Annotated in this window: 18 protein-coding genes; 16 read left to right on the top strand and 2 right to left on the bottom strand. The window is 66.7% G+C overall.

What is annotated here, in order from left to right; translation table 11 throughout:
• The 5 genes from ACMUOO_RS01445 to ACMUOO_RS01425 form a co-directional block, all read left to right on the top strand.
• A partial coding sequence (locus tag ACMUOO_RS01445) for a peptide ABC transporter substrate-binding protein (protein WP_413854764.1) occupies positions 1-1,006 on the top strand: 1,006 nt, incomplete at its 5' end.
• 62 nt (positions 1,007-1,068) lie between these two features.
• Positions 1,069-1,992, top strand: coding sequence for an oligopeptide ABC transporter permease OppB (oppB, locus tag ACMUOO_RS01440; RefSeq protein ID WP_301919372.1), 924 nt, complete (start codon positions 1,069-1,071; stop codon positions 1,990-1,992).
• A 3-nt stretch (positions 1,993-1,995) separates the two neighbouring features.
• Positions 1,996-2,910, top strand: coding sequence for an ABC transporter permease subunit (locus ACMUOO_RS01435; protein ID WP_301919373.1), 915 nt, complete (start codon positions 1,996-1,998; stop codon positions 2,908-2,910).
• A 1-nt stretch (position 2,911) separates the two neighbouring features.
• Positions 2,912-3,880, top strand: coding sequence for an oligopeptide/dipeptide ABC transporter ATP-binding protein (locus ACMUOO_RS01430; RefSeq protein WP_301919374.1), 969 nt, complete (start codon positions 2,912-2,914; stop codon positions 3,878-3,880).
• Complete coding sequence (locus ACMUOO_RS01425; protein ID WP_301919375.1) at positions 3,877-4,890, top strand: oligopeptide/dipeptide ABC transporter ATP-binding protein; 1,014 nt, start codon at positions 3,877-3,879, stop codon at positions 4,888-4,890. Before ACMUOO_RS01430 ends, ACMUOO_RS01425 begins: the two co-directional genes overlap by 4 nt.
• Before the next feature lie 6 nt (positions 4,891-4,896).
• Here ACMUOO_RS01425 and ACMUOO_RS01420 read toward each other — a convergent pair whose 3' ends face one another.
• Positions 4,897-5,751 (bottom strand): fumarylacetoacetate hydrolase family protein, encoded by an 855-nt coding sequence (locus ACMUOO_RS01420; protein ID WP_301919376.1) that lies wholly within the window; start codon positions 5,749-5,751, stop codon positions 4,897-4,899.
• 189 nt (positions 5,752-5,940) lie between these two features.
• Here ACMUOO_RS01420 and ACMUOO_RS01415 point away from each other — a divergent pair, with 189 nt between their 5' ends.
• The 8 genes from ACMUOO_RS01415 to ACMUOO_RS01380 all read left to right on the top strand — a co-directional run bounded on the left by ACMUOO_RS01415 (position 5,941) and on the right by ACMUOO_RS01380 (position 14,397).
• Positions 5,941-7,533, top strand: a complete 1,593-nt coding sequence (locus ACMUOO_RS01415; RefSeq protein ID WP_301919377.1) for an ABC transporter substrate-binding protein — start codon at positions 5,941-5,943, stop codon at positions 7,531-7,533.
• A 4-nt stretch (positions 7,534-7,537) separates the two neighbouring features.
• Positions 7,538-8,599: an ABC transporter permease gene (locus ACMUOO_RS01410; RefSeq protein ID WP_301919378.1), complete on the top strand. Its 1,062-nt coding sequence runs from the start codon at positions 7,538-7,540 to the stop codon at positions 8,597-8,599.
• A 5-nt stretch (positions 8,600-8,604) separates the two neighbouring features.
• On the top strand, positions 8,605-9,510 hold the full coding sequence (locus tag ACMUOO_RS01405; protein WP_301919438.1) for an ABC transporter permease: 906 nt from the start codon (positions 8,605-8,607) through the stop codon (positions 9,508-9,510).
• Between the two features lie 43 nt (positions 9,511-9,553).
• A complete protein-coding gene (locus ACMUOO_RS01400; protein WP_301919379.1) occupies positions 9,554-10,387 on the top strand; it encodes an ABC transporter ATP-binding protein in 834 nt (277 codons plus the stop codon).
• The gene (locus ACMUOO_RS01395; RefSeq protein ID WP_301919439.1) at positions 10,387-11,136 is read left to right on the top strand and encodes an ABC transporter ATP-binding protein; all 750 of its coding nucleotides are present in this window, start codon (positions 10,387-10,389) and stop codon (positions 11,134-11,136) included. The genes ACMUOO_RS01400 and ACMUOO_RS01395 overlap by 1 nt, the downstream gene beginning before the upstream one ends.
• Positions 11,137-11,142: 6 nt before the next feature.
• The gene (locus ACMUOO_RS01390; RefSeq protein WP_301919380.1) at positions 11,143-12,195 is read left to right on the top strand and encodes a dipeptidase; all 1,053 of its coding nucleotides are present in this window, start codon (positions 11,143-11,145) and stop codon (positions 12,193-12,195) included.
• A 12-nt stretch (positions 12,196-12,207) separates the two neighbouring features.
• Positions 12,208-13,413 carry a winged helix-turn-helix domain-containing protein gene (locus ACMUOO_RS01385; RefSeq protein WP_301919381.1) on the top strand — a complete coding sequence of 402 codons (1,206 nt, stop codon included), beginning with the start codon at positions 12,208-12,210 and terminating at the stop codon, positions 13,411-13,413.
• Positions 13,414-13,503: 90 nt separating this feature from the next.
• Positions 13,504-14,397 (top strand): DMT family transporter, encoded by an 894-nt coding sequence (locus ACMUOO_RS01380; RefSeq protein WP_301919382.1) that lies wholly within the window; start codon positions 13,504-13,506, stop codon positions 14,395-14,397.
• Here ACMUOO_RS01380 and ACMUOO_RS01375 read toward each other — a convergent pair whose 3' ends face one another.
• A complete protein-coding gene (locus ACMUOO_RS01375; RefSeq protein WP_301919383.1) occupies positions 14,398-15,270 on the bottom strand; it encodes a MurR/RpiR family transcriptional regulator in 873 nt (290 codons plus the stop codon). It abuts the gene before it with no gap.
• Positions 15,271-15,412: 142 nt separating this feature from the next.
• Here ACMUOO_RS01375 and ACMUOO_RS01370 point away from each other — a divergent pair, with 142 nt between their 5' ends.
• From ACMUOO_RS01370 to ACMUOO_RS01360, 3 genes are read left to right on the top strand one after another with little or no spacing between them, the layout of a single operon-like run.
• Positions 15,413-16,201, top strand: a complete 789-nt coding sequence (locus ACMUOO_RS01370; protein WP_301919384.1) for an N-formylglutamate amidohydrolase — start codon at positions 15,413-15,415, stop codon at positions 16,199-16,201.
• Position 16,202: 1 nt separating this feature from the next.
• On the top strand, positions 16,203-16,709 hold the full coding sequence (locus ACMUOO_RS01365; protein ID WP_301919385.1) for a TRAP transporter small permease subunit: 507 nt from the start codon (positions 16,203-16,205) through the stop codon (positions 16,707-16,709).
• Positions 16,709-18,028, top strand: coding sequence for a TRAP transporter large permease (locus tag ACMUOO_RS01360; protein ID WP_301919386.1), 1,320 nt, complete (start codon positions 16,709-16,711; stop codon positions 18,026-18,028). Before ACMUOO_RS01365 ends, ACMUOO_RS01360 begins: the two co-directional genes overlap by 1 nt.
• Positions 18,029-18,078: the final 50 nt, after the last annotated feature.

Raw genomic sequence — 18,078 nt, 5'->3', positions numbered from 1 at the left:
GCCCGGCAACCTCGTCGGCAACGGCGCCTATCTCTTGAAGGAGCACATCCTCGGCGAAAAGGTCGTGATGGAGCCGAACCCGGCGTACTGGGACAACGAGCACACGATCCTGACCAAGGTCACGGCGCTGACGATCAACGACGAGAATGCGGCGCTGACGCGCTACCTCGCCGGAGAGCTTGACCGCACCCAGATTCCGGCAGGCCAGTATCCGCGCCTGAAACAGGAATATCCCGACCAGGCGATCTCGGTCCCGCAGTCGTGCTCCTACATCTACATGTTCAACGTCGACAAGGAGAAGGGGCCCGCGGCGCTGCAGGACGTGCGCGTCAGGAAGGCTCTTTCCTACGCAATCGACCGTGACATCATCGTCAACAACATCCTGCAAGGCGGCCAGGCGCCGTCCTACAACTGGACCCACGCGGCGACCGAAGGCTTCAAGCTGCCCGAGATCGACTACGCCAAGTGGACCCAGGAAGAGCGCACCGCGAAGGCGAAGGAACTTCTGGCCGAGGCGGGCTACGGCCCGGACAATCCGCTGAAGATCACGCTGAACTACAACACGTCGGAGGCGCACAAGAAGATCGCCATCGCCGTCCAGCAGTTCTGGAAGGGCGTCGGCGTTGACCTCACGCTCAACAACATGGAATGGAAGGTCCATACCGACAAGATGCAGAACCAGGACTTCGAGGTCGCCCGCTATGCATGGTGCGGCGACTACAACGAAGCCTCGACCTACCTCGACCTCTTCACCTCGTACTCGGGCCACAACAACGGCAAGTTCTTCTCGGAGCGCTATGACGAGCTGATGAAGCAGTCGAAGACGGCGGCCGATCCGAACCCGATGTATACCGAGGCCGAGCAGATCCTCGCCGAGGAGATGCCGATGGCGCCGATCTACCAGTACACCAAGGTCGAGATGATCAAGCCCGACATGCGCGGGCTCGGGCTGAACAACCTGATGCAGAACTGGTACCTGAAGGACATGTACCGCGTCGCCAACTGACGCTTGACACGGGGTGCGGCCCACGAAGGCCGCACCCCCCCTCTCCTTTCGGGTCACCGCAGATGTTTTCCTTCGTCGTCAAACGTCTGGCCGTCGCCGTGCCGACGCTTCTTCTGTTGATCGTGATTTCCTTCCTGCTGATGCACGCGGCCCCGGGTGGGCCCTTCACCCAGGAACGCGCGCTGCCGCCGCAGGTTCTGGCAAACCTGGAGGCGAAGTACGGGCTCGACCAGCCGCTCTGGCGCCAGCTTGTCACCTATGTCTGGGGCATCGTCGCCCATTTCGACTTCGGACCCTCGTTCATCTACAAGGACCGCACGGTGAACGAGATCATCGCGCAGGGCTTCCCCGTCACGCTGACCTACGGATCGGTCTCCTTCGTCGTCGCGGTCATCGTCGGCATAACGCTCGGTGTCGCGGCGGCGATCCGGCACAACTCCTGGCTCGACTACCTCGCCGTCGGCATCTCGATCGGCGCGCAGGTGCTGCCGAACTTCGTCATGGCGCCGCTGCTGCTCCTGACCTTCACCTGGTGGCTCGGCTGGCTGCCCGGCGGCGGCTGGGAAGACGGCCAGTGGCAGTACATGGTGATGCCGGTGATCGCGCTTTCCACCTCATACATGGCCTCCATCGCGCGGCTTACCCGCGCTTCCATGCTGGAAGTCCTGACCTCGAACCACATCCGTACCGCCCGCGCCAAGGGCCTGCCGGAACGCCAGGTGATCCTGCGCCATGCGCTGAAGCCGGCGCTCCTGCCGGTGATGTCCTACCTCGGCCCGGCCTTCGTGGCGATGATCACAGGGTCGGTGGTGGTCGATTTCTTCTTCTCCACCGGCGGCATCGGGCGTGCCTTCGTGGACAGCGCGCTGAACCGCGACTACGCGGTGATGCTCGGCATCACGATCCTCGTCGGTGCGCTGACGATCCTCTTCAACCTCGTGGTCGATGTCCTCTACGGCTGGATCGACCCCAAGATCCGGTACTAGGCCATGGCGATCGACGTGAGGGCAATGGACCGTCTTGCCGAGGGAGAGGTCAAGGGACGCTCGCCCTGGGCCGACGCGCGGCGACGGTTCTTCCGCAACAAGGCAGCGGTGGCGGGGATGGTGACGCTCCTCCTCATCACGGCTCTGGCGCTCTTCGGGGACGCGCTGGCGCAATGGTCGAACGAGGAGATCGACTTCACCGTGATGGGCCAGGCCGCCCAGCTCGGCCAGCCCTCGATCGCCAACGGCCACTACTTCGGCACCGACGACCTCGGCCGCGACCTCTATTCCCGCACGCTCCAGGGGACGCGGATCTCGCTCATGGTTGGCATCGTCGGCTCACTCATCGCGGTGGTCGTCGGCACCCTCTACGGCGCGGTCTCGGGCTACGTCGGCGGACGCACCGACCAGATCATGATGCGGATCGTGGACATCCTGCTCGCCGTGCCGTTCATGTTCGTTGTCATTCTCCTTCTGGTGATGTTCGGCCGTTCGCTCTTCATGCTCTTCTTCGGCATCGGGCTCATGTCCTGGCTCAACATGGCGCGGATCGTCCGGGGCCAGACGCTGAGCCTCAAGCACAAGGAATACGTCGAGGCTGCGCAGGCCACCGGCGTGCCAACCTTCACTATCATCCTGCGCCACGTCGTGCCGAACCTCGTCGGCATCGTCGCGGTCTATGCGACGCTGCTGGTGCCCGAGATGATCCTGATCGAAAGCTTCATCTCCTTCCTCGGGCTTGGCGTGCAGGAACCGCTTACCTCGCTTGGCGCGCTCATCTCGGAAGGCGCGCGGACGATCTACTACGGCACGACCTGGCAGCTCCTCTGGCCGCTGGCCTTCTTCATCGCCACGCTCTTTTCCTTCTTCTTCGTCGGCGACGGGCTGCGCGACGCGCTCGACCCGAAGGACCGCTGAGATGGCCATGCTGGATATCCGGGATCTCACGGTGCGGTTCGACACGCCCGACGGCACGGTCACGGCCGTGAACGGCGTCAACCTTTCGCTCGACCGGGGCGAGACCCTCGGAATCGTCGGCGAGTCCGGCTCTGGCAAGAGCCAGCTCGCCTTCGCGGTGATGGGCCTCCTGGCGAAGAACGGCCGGGCGACGGGGTCGGTGGCATTCGACGGGCGGGAAATCCTGAACGCGCCGCCCGCGGACATCAACCGGGTCAGGGCGACAAAGATCGCCATGGTCTTCCAGGACCCGATGACCTCGCTCAACCCCTACATGCGCGTCTCGGACCAGATGGCCGAGGTGCTCATCCACCACAAGGGCATGTCGAAGTCGCAGGCGCTGGCCGAATGCGTGCGGATGCTGGACGCCGTGAAGATCCCCGACGCGGCCGGCCGGGTGCGACTTTTCCCGCACGAGTTCTCGGGCGGGATGCGGCAACGCGTGATGATCGCAATGTCGCTTCTCTGCCGGCCCGAGCTTCTGATCGCAGACGAACCGACGACGGCGCTCGACGTGACCGTGCAGGCGCAGATCATGACACTTCTCGGCGACCTCAGGCGCGATTTCGGCATGGCGACGATCCTCATCACCCACGACCTCGGCGTGGTGGCGGGGTTCTGCGAGCGCGTCGTCGTGCTTTACGGCGGCCAGATCATGGAGCAGAGTCCGACCGATCCCCTGTTCGCCACGCCCGCGCATCCCTACACGCGCGGCCTTCTCGGCGCGATCCCGCGTGTCGATCAGGAAGGCGAAGAGCTTTCGGCCATCCCCGGCAGCCCGCCCAACATGACCCGCGCGCCGAAGGGCTGCCCCTTCGCGCCGCGCTGCGCCCATGCGGGCGAGGATTGCCTCGACCACCTCGATCCCTTGACGGAATTCGCGCCCGGGCGCTGGCGCGCCTGCAACCGCTCGGTGGAGGAACTGGCATGACCAAGCCTCTCTTGTCCGTCGAGAACCTGCGCGTCACCTTCGAACTCAGGCGCGCGGGGGACATGCCCTGGACCCAGCCGCGCCTCCTTCATGCCGTCTCGGGCGTGAGCTTTGCGCTCCTGCCCGGCGAGACCCTCGGCATCGTGGGGGAGTCGGGCTGCGGCAAGTCCACGCTCGCCCGGGCCTTGGTGCAGATGGTTCCCGCCACGGGCCGCGCCGTCTGGACCGACGGCACCGACCTTCTGTCGCTGTCCCGCGCGCAGATGCTGAAATACCGGGCCGACATCCAGATGGTCTTCCAGGACCCGCTGGCGAGCCTCAACCCCCGCATGACCGTGGGCCAGATCATCGCCGAGCCGCTTCGCACGCATCACAAGGGCCTTTCCGATACCGAGGCGAAGGCGCGCGTGAAGGAGATGATGGACCGCGTCGGCCTCCTGCCCAACCAGATCAACCGCTACCCGCACGAGTTCTCCGGCGGCCAGTGCCAGCGGATCGGCATCGCTCGCGCGCTTATCGTTCGGCCGAAGCTCCTGATCTGCGACGAGCCTGTCTCGGCGCTCGACGTTTCGATCCAGGCTCAGGTGATCAACCTCCTGGCCGAGCTGCAGCGCGACCTCGGACTGGCGATGATCTTCATCGCCCACGATCTATCCGTCGTGAAGCACATATCGGACAGGGTGATGGTGCTCTACCTCGGCCGGACGATGGAGATCGCGGAAAGCGGCGCGCTCTACTCCGGTCCGCAGCACCCCTACACGCAGGCGCTGCTCTCGGCCGTGCCGATCCCCGACCCCGCGGCGGAGCGGGCGAAGCGCATCATCCCGCTCGAGGGCGACCTTCCCTCGCCGATGCACCCGCCTTCGGGCTGCGTCTTCCGAACCCGCTGCCCGCGGGCCGAGGCCGTCTGCGCCGAAAAGGTTCCGGTGCTCTCGACGGGCGAACATGGCGTGGCCTGCCACTTCCCCGGCCCGATCCCAAGGACCCGGCGCATGGCCGAGCCGGCCTGAGCCTCCTCAGCCGGCAACCACCCGCTGGGTCTGCACGCCTAACCCCTCTACCGAGAGCCTCATGACATCGCCGGGCCTGAGAAAGCGTGGCGGCTTCCGCCCCATGCCGACGCCGGGCGGCGTGCCGGTGGCTATCACGTCCCCCGGCTGGAGCGACATGAAGCGGCTGACGTAGGCGACAAGGAAGGGCACCTTGTAGACCATGGTCGCCGTTGATCCCGTCTGCATCCGCTCGCCGTTGACGTCGAGCCACATCCCGAGGTTGCCCGCGTCACCCACCTCGTCCGGCGTGACGAGCCAGGGACCGAGCGGTCCGAACGTGTCGCAGCCCTTGCCCTTGTCCCAGGTGCCGGCCCGCTCGATCTGGTACTCGCGCTCCGACACGTCGTTGACGACGCAGTAACCGGCGACGTGGGACAGCGCGTCGTCCTCTTCGATGTATTTTCCGGCCCGGCCAATGACCACGCCCAGTTCCACTTCCCAATCGGTCTTGACCGATCCGCGCGGGAGTTCCACATCGTCGTCGGGACCGGTTATGGCCGAGGTCCACTTGCCGAAGACCACCGGTTCCGGCGGCACCTGCATCCCGGACTCCGCTGCATGGTCGGCGTAGTTGAGTCCGATGCAGATGAACTTGCCGACGCCCCCGACGCAGGGACCGAGCCGCAGGCCGGCCTGCGGGACTCCTGGCACCAGCGGCAGCGATTCCGGTTCCAGGCCCGCGATTTCGCCGAGAGTCGCCGGCAGGAGAGCGTGACCGGCGATGTCCGCAACCACGCCCGAAATGTCCCGCACCCCGCCCTCTGCGTCGAGCAGCCCCGGTCGTTCCGCTCCCCGCGCCCCGTACCGTACCAGTTTCATGTCGCCTCCCCCGTCGCTGCGGCCGCAGGCTCGCCGCTCGGGCCGGCAGGGTCAAGGCCATGCCCTGCCGCCTTTGCGCTTGACTTCGATTTTTACCAAGAGGTTAATCGATCCACGACGCCCCGGCCGGCCGGTACGGCTCGAGAATCCGGGGACAACAACAAACGACCGACAGCGGAGAGTTCATCCATGCATCACAGTCGCAAACTGCTCGCGGCCACCGTCGCGGCCTTCGCGTTCTTCAGCGCGCCGGCCGTCAAGGCGGAAACCCCGCCCGACACGCTCATCCAGGCCTGGGCCATCGACGACATCATCTCGCTCGACCCGGCCGAGATATTCGAGTTCACGGCCTCCGAAATCGCCGGCAACTCCTATGAGGGGCTGATCGGCTACGACCCGATGGACGTGACCAAGATCTACGGCAAGATCGCCGAAAGCTGGGAAGTCGCCGAAGATGGCATGTCGATCACCTTCAAGATCCGGCCCGGCCGCACCTTCGCCTCCGGCAACCCGATCACGGCCGAGGACGTCGTGTTCTCGCTCACCCGCGCGGTGAAGCTCGACAAGTCGCCGGCCTTCATCCTGACCCAGTTCGGGCTGAACGCCGATAACGTGGACCACATGGTCGTGCAGACGGGCGAGGACACCGTCCAGTTCAAGATGGACAAGCCCTACGCGCCGACGCTCGTCCTCTATTGCCTGACGGCGACAGTCGGCTTCATCGTCGACAAGAAGCTCGTGATGGAGCACGAGGCGAACGGCGACTTCGGCTATGAATGGCTGAAGACCAACTACGCCGGCTCCGGCCCGTTCACGATCCGCGAATGGCGGGCAAACGAGACCGTGGTGATGGAGCGCAACCCGAACTATTCGGGCGACGCCCCGCCGATGGCCCGCGTCATCTACCGCCACATCCCGGAAGGGGCGACCCAGCGGCTCCTGCTCGAACAGGGCGACATCGACATCGCCCGCTCGCTTGGCGCCGAAGAGATCGACGCGGTGCGCGCGAACCCTGACCTGAAGATCATGGAAGGCCCCAAGGGCTCGATCTACTACCTCGGACTCAACCAGAAGAACGAGAATCTCGCCAAGCCGGAAGTGCGTCAGGCGATGAAGTATCTCGTGGATTACCAGGCCATCGCCGACACGATCATGAAGGGCAAGGTAACCGTTCACCAGGCATTCCTGCCCAAGGGCTTCCTCGGCGCGCTCGAGGACACGCCCTTCTCGCTCGATGTCGCCAAGGCGAAGGAGCTTCTGGCGGCGGCCGGCCTGCCCGACGGATTCTCCGTCACGATGGACACGCGCAACACGCCCGAGATCACCGGGATCGCCCAGGCGATCCAGCAGACCATGGGCGAGGCGGGCATCAAGATGGAGCTGATCCCGGGCGACGGCCAGCAGACGCTGACGAAGTACCGCGCGCGCAACCACGACATCTACATCGGCCGCTGGGGACCGGACTACCAGGACCCGCACACCAATGCCGACACCTTCGCGCGCAACCCCGACAACTCGGACGATGCGGCCTCGAAGCCGCTGGCCTGGCGCAACGCCTGGGACATCCCCGAGATGACGAAGAAGGCCGACGCCGCCGTGCTCGAGGCCGACGCAGAGAAACGCGCCGAGATGTACCGCGAGATCCAGCGCGAGCATCAGGAAACGTCGCCCTTCGTGATCATGTTCCAGGAGATCGAGGTCTCCGCGATGCGGTCGAACGTGAACGGCTTCGTCGTCGGCCCGTCGTTCAACGACAACAGCTACGCCCATGTGACGAAGTGATCGCATGAGCGATGCGACCACCGACGGGGGGCGCGAAAGCGCCCTCCTGCGTCTGCTGTGGAAGGCGGCGAAGCTGCTTGCCACGGTCGCGCTGACGTTCCTCGGCCTTCTCGTCGTCACCTTCCTGATCGGACGGGTCGTCCCCGTGGACCCGGTGCTCGCGGTCATCGGCGACCGCGCACCGAAGTCGGTCTACGACCGCGTCTTCGTCGAGCTCGGGTTGGACCGGCCGCTTTACGAACAGTTCTGGATCTATCTCCATAAGGTCTTCACCGGCGATTTCGGCGAGAGCTTCCTGACGAAGCGGCCGATCATCGATGACATCGCCCGCGTCTTCCCCGCGACCCTGGAGCTTGCGACCGTCGCCATCCTCATCGGCACCGTTCTCGGGATTCCGATGGGGGTCTGGGCGGCCGTGCGGCAGGGGCGGCTCGCCGATCAGGTCGTGCGCGTCCTCGGGCTCGTGGGCTATTCCGCGCCGATCTTCTGGCTCGGCCTCCTCGGCCTTCTGGTCTTCTATGCGCGGCTCAACTGGGTCGCGGGGCCGGGGCGCATCGATATCGCCTACGAATACGCCATCACGCCGAAGACCGGGCTCCTCCTTCTCGACAGCGCGATGCAGGGCCAGTGGGACGCCTTCCGCAACGTCTTTGCGCACATAATCCTGCCCGCCGCGCTGCTCGGCTATTTCTCCATGGCCTACATCAGCCGGATGACGCGCAGCTTCATGCTGAACGAACTGGCCCAGGAATACGTGACGACCGCCCGGGTGAAGGGCGTGCCGGAGTGGCGGATCATCTGGGTCCATGCGCTCAGGAACGCCGCTGTGCCGCTGGTGACGGTGGTCGCACTTTCCTACGCCAACCTCCTCGAAGGCTCGGTCCTGACGGAGACCGTCTTCGCCTGGCCGGGGCTCGGGCAGTACATCACGAACTCGCTCCAGAACGCCGACATGAACGCGGTGCTCGGCGGCACGTTGCTCATCGGTGCGATCTTCGTCGGGCTGAACCTTCTTTCGGACCTGCTCTATACCCTTCTCGACCCCCGCGTACGGAAGCAGGCATGACCGCGATGACCCGCCGTGACTGGCTCCTCTCCGACCAGCCCGCCTCGCGCAGCCAGGCGCGGCTCGGCCAGGCCTTCCGCACCTGGCTTGCGTTCCGCTCCAACTGGCTGGCCATGGTCGGTCTCGGGATCGTCGTCCTTCTCATTCTCGTCGCACTCGGCGCCAATCTCATCGCCCCCCACGATCCGCTTCTGGGCGGTGACCTGCGGACCGAACGCTTCCTCCCGCCCCTGACCGAGGGGCATCTTCTGGGCACCGACGACCTCGCCCGCGACATTTTCAGCCGCATCGTCCATGGCTCGCGACTCACGCTCATGGTCGTGGTCCTGGTGGCCGTGATCGCCACGCCGATCGGCCTTCTCGTCGGCACCACGGCCGGCTATTTCGGCGGCTGGATCGACACCGTCCTGATGCGGCTCACCGACATCTTCCTCGCCTTCCCGCGGCTCATCCTCGCGCTCGCCTTCGTGGCCGCCCTCGGCCCCGGCATCGAGAACGCGATCATCGCCATCGCCATCACCAGTTGGCCGCCCTATGCCCGCCTCGCGCGGGCCGAGACGCTGACGATCCGCGACAGCGACTTCATCAACGCTGCGCGCCTGCAGGGCGCCTCCTCCGCCCGCATCCTCTGGGGCCATGTCACGCCGTTGTGCCTCTCCTCCGTGATCATCCGCGTCACGCTCGACATGGCGGGCATCATCCTGACCGCCGCGGGACTCGGCTTCCTCGGCCTCGGGGCGCAGCCGCCACAGCCGGAATGGGGCGCCATGATCGCGGCCGGGCGACGTTTCCTCATCGACCAGTGGTGGGTCGCCACCATGCCGGGCATCGCCATCTTCATCGTCTCGCTCGGCTTCAACCTCCTCGGCGACGGCCTGCGCGACGTGCTCGATCCGAAGGCGCGCAAATGAGCTTTCATCTTGCCCCAGACAGCTCCGCCGGAGGCTCCCGCCCATGAGGCCGCTCCTGACGGTCGAAGACCTGCGCATCACGTTCCCGACCCGCCAGGGCCCCTCCGAGGTCGTGCGCGGCGTCAGCTTCACGCTCGGCCGAGAGCGGCTCGGCATCGTCGGCGAAAGCGGCTCGGGCAAGAGCCAGACCGGCAGAGCCATCCTCGGCCTCACCCCGCCGCCGGGGCGCGCCACCGCGAAGGTGCTCGACTTCGACGGCATCGACCTCCGCACCGCCTCCGCCGCCACCTGGCGGCGCCTGCGCGGCGCGCGGATGTCGATGGTGATGCAGGACCCGAAGTTTTCCCTAAACCCCGTGATGACCATCGGCAAGCAACTGCTGGAGGCGCTGAAGTTCGGCGCCGGCGAAACCCGTGCCGAGGCGAGGGCGCGCGCGCTCGCCATGCTGGAAGCCGTGCAGATCCGCGACCCCGAACGGGTCTTCCGCGCCTATCCGCACGAGCTTTCGGGCGGCATGGGCCAGCGGGCGATGATCGCCATGATGCTGGTGACCGAACCCGACCTGCTGATCGCCGACGAACCCACCTCGGCGCTCGACGTGACGGTTCAGGTGGAGGTGCTGCGCATTCTCGACCGGCTCGTGCGCGAACGCGGCATGGGACTCATCTTCATCAGCCACGACCTCCGGCTCGTCTCCTCCTTCTGCGACCGCGTGCTTGTCATGTATGCCGGCCGCGTGGTGGAGGAACTGAAGGCCGCCGACCTCGGCAAGGCGCAGCACCCCTACACGCGCGGCCTCATGAACTGCCTGCCGAAGATCGAGGGCGGGGTGCGTCCGCTACCGACTCTGGAAAGGGATGCGGCATGGGCGAGGTGATGCTGTCGGTCGAGGCGCTCGACGTCACCTTCCGGCGGGGCGGCGACACGGTGCGCGCCGTGCGCGGCGTCAGCTTCGGCGTGGCGCGCGGCGAAAGTTTCGGCATCGTCGGCGAATCCGGATCGGGCAAGTCGACGGTGCTGCGGGCCATCTGCGGCCTTGCGCCGACCTCGGCGGGGACAATCCGGCTGAAGGGTCAGCCGCTGCCCGACCCCCGGCCCGCCGCATTCTTCCGCGCGGTACAGATGGTCTTCCAGGACCCCTATGCCTCACTTCACCCCCGCCACACGGTGGACCGGGTGCTGTCCGAACCGCTCGCGATCCACGGCTTCGACCGGCGCGAGGAGCGGATCGAGGGCGCGCTCAGGGACGTCGGCCTCGGGCCCGACTTCCGCTTCCGCTACCCCCACCAGCTCTCCGGTGGCCAGCGCCAGCGCGTCGCGGTCGCCCGGGCGCTGATCCTTGAACCGGAGGTGCTGCTGCTCGACGAGCCGACCTCCGCCCTCGACGCCTCGATTCAGGCCGAGGTCTTGAACCTCCTCGACCGGCTTCGGGCGGAACACGGGCTCACCTACGTCATGGTCAGCCACGACCTTGCCGTCGTTGCCCACATGTGCGACCGGCTGATCGTGATGCAGCATGGGGCGGCGGTGGAGGAACTGACGCGCGCCGCGCTCTCCGCCCACCGGGCCGAGACCGATTATACCAAGAAACTGCTCTCGGCTTCCGAGGGCTACACTCCAGCCTGAGGCGCCATGATCCCTGTCTTCGACGGCCACAACGATTTCCTGCTGCGCCTTCTGCGCGACCCCGAGAACCGCGAGACCATCTGGCTCAAGGGCGAGGGCAAGGGCCATCTCGACCTGCCGCGCATGAAGGCGGGCGGCTTCGCCGGCGGCTTCTTCGCGGTCTACATCCCCTCGCCCACCGCCCATGACGCGCCCGACTACGAGGCGATCATGGACGCGCCGCCCTACGACCTGCCGCTGCCCGACCTCATCGGCGCCGAGGCGGCGCAGCCCGTGGCCGCCGCGATGATCGGCCATCTGATGTGGATGGAGCGCACCGGAACGCTCGCGATCTGCCGCTCGGTCGCCGAGATCCGGGCGGCGATGGCGGCGGGAAAGATCGCGGCGATCCTGCACTTCGAAGGCGCAGAGCCCATCGGCGAGGATCTCGACGCGCTGCATCTCTGGCACGCGGCGGGCCTGCGCTCGCTCGGGCCGGTCTGGTCGCGGCCCACGGTCTTCGGTCATGGCGTCCCCTTCCGCTTTCCCGGCCACCCGGACACCGGGCCGGGCCTGACCGAGGCCGGCAAGCGACTCGTCCGCGAATGCAACGGGCTCGGGGTGATGATCGACCTCAGCCACCTGAACGAGGCGGGGTTCAACGATGTCGCCGCGATTTCCGACGCGCCGCTCGTTGCCACCCACTCCAACGCCCATGCCATCACGCCCTCCACCCGCAACCTGACCGACCGGCAGCTCGCCATGATCGCCGAAAGCGACGGCATGGTCGGGCTCAACTTCGCCACCGTCTTCCTGCGCGAGGACGGGCGGAAGTCGCCCTTCGACGGATGGGATCCGGTGCTGAGACACATGGACCACCTCATCGGCGCGCTCGGCGAGGATCGCGTCGGCCTCGGTTCCGATTTCGACGGCGCGACCCTTCCGGCCGACATCGGCGACGTGGCCGGACTGCCGCGCCTCGTCGGCGCGCTCAGGGTGCATGGCTATGACGAACCGCTGCTGAGGAAGCTCGCGCACGAGAACTGGCTTGCGCTCCTGTCGCGAACCTGGGGCGGATGATCCGGGTCGCGCATGACGCTTCCGATCCTTGGCAACGAACCGGCGCGGCGGCTCTTTCTTGACCGCCACGCGCTGATCGAACCGCCCTCCGGCCCGGCGAAGGGTGCGGACCTTCTCGCGCTGATCCGCCGGCTCGGCTTCGTGCAGGTGGACAGCGTCAATACAGTCGAACGTGCCCACCACATGATCCTCTGGTCGCGGCGCCAGTCCTATCGCCCGGAGAACCTCGCCCGGCTTCTCGAGCGCGACCGGGCGCTTTTCGAGCACTGGACGCATGACGCCTCGGTGATCCCGACGGAGTTCTTCCGCTGGTGGAAGCTCAGGTTCACGCGCGACGCGGACCGTATCAAGGAGCGCTGGACCGGCTGGCAGGGCGCGGACTTCCACGACCGGATCGGGGACGTGCTGTCCCATGTCCACGCCACCGGCCCCGTTGGCACCGGCGATGTGGGCGCGGACGAGGTACGGGCCGGGGGCGGCTGGTGGAACTGGCACCCCTCGAAGACGGCTCTCGAATATCTCTGGCACACGGGAGAGGTCTCGGTCTGCCACCGGACGAACTTTGCCAAGCAGTTCGACCTGACCGAGCGCGTCCATCCGGCGGAATGCGCGGAGCCGGCGCCCTCGGAGCGGGAGACCATCGACTGGGCCTGCAACGCAGCACTCGACCGGCTCGGCTTCGCCACCTCGGGCGAACTCGCGGCCTTCTGGGCGACGGTGAAGCCGGAAGAGGCGAAGGCCTGGTGCGCAGGGGCGCTGAAGCGCGGCGAGATCGTCGAGATCGCCATCGAGGGGGCCAACGGAACGTTGCGGAAATGCTTCGCCCGCCCCGACGCGCGCGACGCCGCCGCGGCGGTCGCGCAGCCGCAGACCCGGGTCCGCATCCTGTCGCCCTTCGACCCGGCGCTTCGCGACCGGGGGCGGGCCGAGCGGCTCTTCGGCTTCTTCTACCGGATCGAGATCTTCGTGCCCGAGCCGAAGCGCCAGTATGGCTACTACGTCTTCCCGGTGATGGAGCGCGACCGCATCATCGGCCGGATCGACGCCAGGGCTATCCGCGCCGAAGGCAGGCTCGCCGTCCGCGCCTTCTGGCCGGAACGCGGCGTGGCGATGGGCGCCGGCCGGCTGGCGCGGCTTGAGACCGAGCTTCAGCGCCTGTCGCGCTTCGCCGGCTGCGGCGACGTGACGTTCGCTCCCGACTGGCTGCGCCCGGCCTGAGGCCTGGTCGCAAACGTCGGTGGCCGAGGTCGCTGCCGGGCAAGCCGGCATCCCTTCCCGTCGCCAACCTGAGGCCCGAGGAGAGGCAGGATGGCAGGCGGAACCGGATACCGGCGGGGCGTGGCGCTCGTCGTCGCGGCGGCGGCGCTCTGGTCGCTCATGGGGCTTGCGATCCGCCTGATGGGCGACGCGGGCACATGGCAGGTGCTGTTCTGGCGCTCGTTCGGGCTCGTGCCCGTGCTCTTTTTCGTGATATTGCGCCGGTCTGGCGGGAAACCTCTGACACTGGTCCGAGCAACCGGCTGGGCAGGTGCCATCGGCGGCACCGGCCTCGTCTTCGCCTTCGCCGGCGCCATCTTCGCGATCCAGTCGGCGCCGGTGGCGAATGCCGTCTTCCTCTTCGCCGCGGCTCCCCTGATGACAGCAGTCATGGCCTGGCTGCTTCTCGGCGAACCGGTCCGGTCCGCCACCTGGGCGGCGATCGCGGTCGCGGGCATCGGAATCTTCGTCATGGTGCGCGAGGGGCTCGCCCTTGGCGCGGGAATTGGCAACGTGGCGGCACTTCTCTCTGCGGCCGGGTTCGCAGCCTTCACCGTGACGTTGCGCTGGGGCCGGCTGGGCGACATGTTGCCCGCCGTGCTGATCGGCGGGGTGCTGTCGGTCGCCGTGTCCGCCATTGTGATCGCGCTCAGCGGCGAGGATTTCGCACTGCCGCCCCGGGCAGTCGCCATCGCTCTCCTCATGGGCGCACTGATTCTCGGCGGCGGTATGGCCAGCTATACCGCCGGCAGCCGGGCCGTGCCGGCCGCGGAAATCGGCATCCTCTCGCTGGTAGAGGTGATGCTCGCCCCCGTTTGGGTCTGGCTCTTCCTCGGCGAGGGGGCGAGCGCCGCGACCTTCGTCGGCGGGGCGATCCTGCTTGTAGCCATAGCGCTCAATGCCCTTACCGGGATGCGCCACCGCCCGCCGCCCATCACCGCTTGATCAGCGCGAACGGCGGAAGAAGCGGGCGCGCGCATATAGGTCTTCGAGCCGCTTCATGCGCGCCTGCGTCTCGTCCCAGATGAGCGTCTGGACCGCGGCCAGGAGCGTCTCGACCAACACCTGGATGGCGACCGTGGAGTCCCAGGCCGAAGGAGCCTCGATATGCGCCGACAGCCGGTAGCGCGCGCGCTCGGCGGCCGGAGAGACCCACTGGTCGGTGATGAGGACGACCTCAGCCCCCTGCTCGGCCGCGATCTCCACGAGGCTGAGCACGTTGTTCTCGTAGCGGCGGATGTCGAAGGCAAGCAGGACGTCCCCCGGCGCCATGTCGATGATCGCCGGCGGCCAGGCGTTGGACATGTCGGAGATCAGCGACACGTCGCGGCGGATGATCTTCATGTGGGTGACGAAGTAGTCGGCCATCGCATGGGTGATCCGTCCGCCCATGGCGTAGATCTTGCGGCCCTTGTCCGCCATGAGTTGCGCGATGGCGTCGAACTCCGCGTGGTCGATCTGTCCGAGCGTGGCCTGCAGGTTGCCCACCACCGCATCGGCGAAGCGATTGAGGATATGGGTGTCCGGCACCCCGCCCGCCCAGCGATCGTGCTTGGCGATGGGCGAGATCAACCGCTCCTCCACCTCGGCGCGGACGACGGCCTGGAAATCGGGATAGCCCTTGTAGCCGAGCTTCTGCACGAGCCGGACCACCGTTGGCGTGGAAACCTCCGCCCCCTTGGCAAGTGCGGTGATGGAACCGAGCGCGACCACCGGATAGTGCCGGGTTATATGGTTCGCGAGCTGGCGCTCGGCGCGGGTCAGGTCGGCGAAGCTCGCCCGGATCTGCTGTTCGATTGTTCTGGCAGCACTCGGCACACTCTTGTCCTCCCTCGCGGGCGGGTTCCGCCGCGCCGCGCCAGAAAAGATTGTAACAGGATTCTCCATCAAGAAAACATCTTGACAGAAACAGAGGTGGCGAACGAGCCTTGTAGTCGTGAATCGGGGGGGAAGCAGAACGATGGCGGGGGCGCAGAAGTCCGGCCTTGAGGTCGTCGTGACAAAGAACCGCGAGGCGCCAGGGCCTTTCCTGGTCGTCTGCGAACATGCTTCGAACCACTTCCCGGCCGCCTTCGGCACGCTCGGCCTGACGCCCGAGGCGCGCGCGGCGCATATCGCCTGGGATCCGGGCGCTCTCGGTGTCGCCCGGCGGCTGGCCCGGCTGCTCGATGCGCCGCTCGTGGCGGCAGGGGTGTCGCGCCTTGTCTACGACCTGAACCGCCCGCCGCACTCGCCGGGGGCGATGGCCGCCCGCAGCGAAGACTACGACATTCCGGGCAATGCGCGCCTCTCCGCGGCCGAGCGGCGCCGGCGGACGGAAGCCGTCTATCTTCCCTTCCACGCCGAACTCCGCGCCGAGATCGCCCGCCGTCTCGCCCGCGGCCGCCCTCCCGTCATCGTCACGATCCACAGCTTCACGCCAGTCTGGTTCGGCCAGCCGCGCGCGGTCGAGTTCGGCGTCATCCATGACGAGGACCCGGCCCTCGCTTTGGCTGTCCTGGCCGAGGCGAAGGCGCAGACCCGGCTCGACTGCCGGCTGAACGAGCCCTACTCCGCGGCCGACGAGGTCACCCATACGCTGCGGCTCCAGGCGACGCCCTACGGGCTTGCGAACGTCATGCTGGAAATCCGCAACGACCTCATCGCCACGCCCGGGGCCGAGGAGGCGATGGCGGCGACGCTGGCCCCCGTGCTCAAGGCCGCGCTTGCGGCGATCAACCCGCCGGTGACCGAGGAGGCAATGGCCTGACATGCCGGACTGGGCGCGATCCTACGTGAAATTCGTCGAGGCGCTGAACTTCCGGATCGGGCGCTTCGCGATGTATCTCCTCTTCGTCATGATGGCGATCCTGATCTGGTCCTCGATCACCAAGATCATCCGGGTGCCGGCGATCTGGACCCTGGAAATGGCGCAGTTCACGCTGGTGGCCTACTACCTTCTGGGCGCACCCTACACGTTCCTTCTGAACACCAACGTGCGGATGGACCTCGTCTATGCCCGGCTCAGGCCGCGCACGCAGGCGTGGTGGGATGTCTTCACCGTCTTCGCACTCCTCTTCTATCTCGGCGTCATGCTCTACGGCGCGATCGGCAGCACCGCCTATTCGTTCGAGACCTGGGAGCGGAACCCCACCGGCTGGCGCCCCTACCTCTGGCCGATCAAGGTGGTGATCTGCGTGAGCTTCTTCCTGATGATCCTTCAGGCCATTGCCCATCTCATCCGCGACGTCGCGGTCATCCGCGGTGAGGAAATCTGATGTCCTACGAGATGATCGCCACCCTGATGTTCTCGACCATGCTCCTGATGATGATCACGGGGCAGCGGGTCTTCGGCGCCATCGGCTTCGTCGCCGTGGTCGCCGCGATCCTCCTGTGGGGGCCGGGCGGGTCCGACATGGGCTTTTCCTCGGTCATGAAGCTGATGAAGTGGAACGCGCTGCTCACGCTGCCGATGTTCGTCTTCATGGGCTACGTGATGTCGGAAAGCCGGCTGGCGGAGGACCTCTACAAGATGTTCCACGTCTGGTTCGGCCCGCTGCCGGGCGGGCTTGCGGTGGGCACTATCCTGCTGATGGTCATGATCTCCGCGATGAATGGCCTGTCTGTCGCCGGAATGGCGATCGGGGCCACGATCGCGCTGCCCGAACTCGTGAAACGCAATTACGACAAGCTGATGATTTCGGGCGTCATCCAGGGCGGGTCGAGCCTCGGCATCCTCATCCCGCCCTCGGTCGTCCTCGTGCTCTACGCCCAGATCGCCCGCCAGCCGGTCAGCGAACTCTGGCTTGCGGGCCTCATGCCGGGGCTGCTTATGGCCTCCTTCTTCGTCGTCTACATCGTGGTGCGGTGCTGGCTGAAACCCGGCCTCGCCCCGCGGATGAACGCGGAGGAACGCGCCGCGATCACCTGGGCCGAGCGCATCCGGCTTCTGCAGGCGGGACTCCTGCCCGTCGTCATCTTCGGGGCGATGATGATTCCCTTCGTGAAGGGCTGGACGAGCCTGACCGAGGCTTCGGTCGTCGGCGCCCTGACGACGGTTGTCGCCGCAGCGATCAAGGGCCGCTTCACGCGCGAGGTCTTCGAGGTGGCGACACGCTCCACCCTCGCCATCACGACGATGTTCATGCTGATCATCATGGCGGCGCTGTCGTTCGGCGCGGTCTTCGACGGACTGGGCGCCGGCCGCGCGATCGAGAATTTCTTCGTCCGCGACCTCGGCCTCTCGGCCTGGCAGATACTCGTCCTGATGCAGCTCAGCTTCCTCGTCATGGGGATGTTCCTCGATGACACCGCGATGCTCGTCATCGTCGCGCCGATCTATGTCGGCCTTGCCAAGGCGCTCGGCTTCGACCTGATCTGGTACGGCATCCTCTACACGATCACCTGCCAGATCGCCTATCTGACCCCGCCCTTCGGCTACAACCTCTTCCTGATGCGGGCGATGGCGCCGGCGGACTTCTCGCTGCCGATGATCTACCGCTCGGTCTTTCCCTTCGTCATGGTGATGATTTTCACCCTGATCGTGCTGATGATCTTCCCGGAGATCGCCCTCTGGCTGCCGGAGAGACTGCTTTGACCAAGAAGAAGACCCCGGGGGGGCCCGGGGCACCTGCAACAAGGAGAAGT

This window comes from Albidovulum sp. (assembly GCF_041919395.1).
Classification (GTDB): Bacteria; Pseudomonadota; Alphaproteobacteria; order Rhodobacterales; family Rhodobacteraceae; genus Albidovulum.
The sequence above is the reverse complement of the archived record's forward strand: the minus strand, read 5'-3'. Positions and strand labels throughout refer to the sequence as shown.